At 57.1% G+C, this 1,848-nt stretch carries 1 rRNA gene; it reads right to left on the bottom strand.

Features of this window, described 5'->3' with window-relative positions:
* Positions 1-21: 21 nt before the first annotated feature.
* Positions 22-1,848 (bottom strand): 23S ribosomal RNA (locus AB0M62_RS34785); the annotation flags it as partial.

Here is a 1,848-nt window from a genome sequence, read left to right as displayed (position 1 = left end):
ACACAGTGGACGCGAGCAACTGAGGACAAGCCCTCGGCCTATTAGTACCAGTCAGCTCCACCCGTTACCGGGCTTCCACATCTGGCCTATCAACCCAGTCGTCTACTGGGAGCCTTAACCCCTCGAAGGGGGTGGGAGTCCTCATCTCGAAGCAGGCTTCCCGCTTAGATGCTTTCAGCGGTTATCCTTTCCGAACGTAGCCAACCAGCCATGCCCTTGGCAGGACAACTGGCACACCAGAGGTTCGTCCGTCCCGGTCCTCTCGTACTAGGGACAGCCCTTCTCAAGACTCCTGCGCGCGCAGCGGATAGGGACCGAACTGTCTCACGACGTTCTAAACCCAGCTCGCGTACCGCTTTAATGGGCGAACAGCCCAACCCTTGGGACCGACTCCAGCCCCAGGATGCGACGAGCCGACATCGAGGTGCCAAACCATCCCGTCGATATGGACTCTTGGGGAAGATCAGCCTGTTATCCCCGGGGTACCTTTTATCCGTTGAGCGACGGCGCTTCCACAAGCCACCGCCGGATCACTAGTCCCGACTTTCGTCCCTGCTCGACCCGTCGGTCTCACAGTCAAGCTCCCTTGTGCACTTACACTCAACACCTGATTGCCAACCAGGCTGAGGGAACCTTTGGGCGCCTCCGTTACATTTTAGGAGGCAACCGCCCCAGTTAAACTACCCATCAGACACTGTCCCTGATCCGGATCACGGACCCAGGTTAGACATCCAGCACGACCAGAGTGGTATTTCAACGGCGACTCCACAACCACTGGCGTGGCTGCTTCAAAGTCTCCCACCTATCCTACACAAGCCGAACCGAACACCAATATCAAACTGTAGTAAAGGTCCCGGGGTCTTTCCGTCCTGCTGCGCGAAACGAGCATCTTTACTCGTAGTGCAATTTCACCGGGCCTATGGTTGAGACAGTCGAGAAGTCGTTACGCCATTCGTGCAGGTCGGAACTTACCCGACAAGGAATTTCGCTACCTTAGGATGGTTATAGTTACCACCGCCGTTTACTGGCGCTTAAGTTCTCAGCTTCGCCACGACGAATCGTGACTAACCGGTCCCCTTAACGTTCCAGCACCGGGCAGGCGTCAGTCCGTATACATCGCCTTACGGCTTCGCACGGACCTGTGTTTTTAGTAAACAGTCGCTTCTCGCTGGTCTCTGCGGCCACCCCCAGCTCGAGGAGCAAGTCCTCTCACCAGTGATGGCCCCCCTTCTCCCGAAGTTACGGGGGCATTTTGCCGAGTTCCTTAACCATAGTTCACCCGAACGCCTCGGTATTCTCTACCTGACCACCTGAGTCGGTTTAGGGTACGGGCCGCCATGAAACTCGCTAGAGGCTTTTCTCGGCAGCATAGGATCATCCACTTCGCCACAATCGGCTCGGCATCGGGTCTCACCCTGTATGAGAGACGGATTTACCTGCCTCTCGGGCTACACCCTTACCCCGGGACTACCACCGCCCGGGCTGGACTACCTTCCTGCGTCACCCCATCGCTTACCTACTACAAGTCTGGTTCGTCGGCTCCACCACTTCCCTCAACTCCGAAGAGATCGGGCCGGCTTCACGGACTTAGCATCGCCTGATTCAGTATTGGGCGTTTCAAAGCGGGTACCGGAATATCAACCGGTTGTCCATCGACTACGCCTGTCGGCCTCGCCTTAGGTCCCGACTTACCCTGGGCAGATCAGCTTGACCCAGGAACCCTTAGTCAATCGGCGCACACGTTTCTCACGTGTGTATCGCTACTCATGCCTGCATTCTCACTCGTGAACCGTCCACAACTCGCTTCCGCGGCTGCTTCACCCGGCACACGACGCTCCCCTACCCATC

The sequence above is a fragment of the Streptomyces sp. NPDC051219 genome, assembly GCF_040682335.1.
Taxonomy (GTDB): domain Bacteria; phylum Actinomycetota; class Actinomycetes; order Streptomycetales; family Streptomycetaceae; genus Streptomyces.
This window is presented reverse-complemented; position numbering and strand designations above follow the sequence as displayed.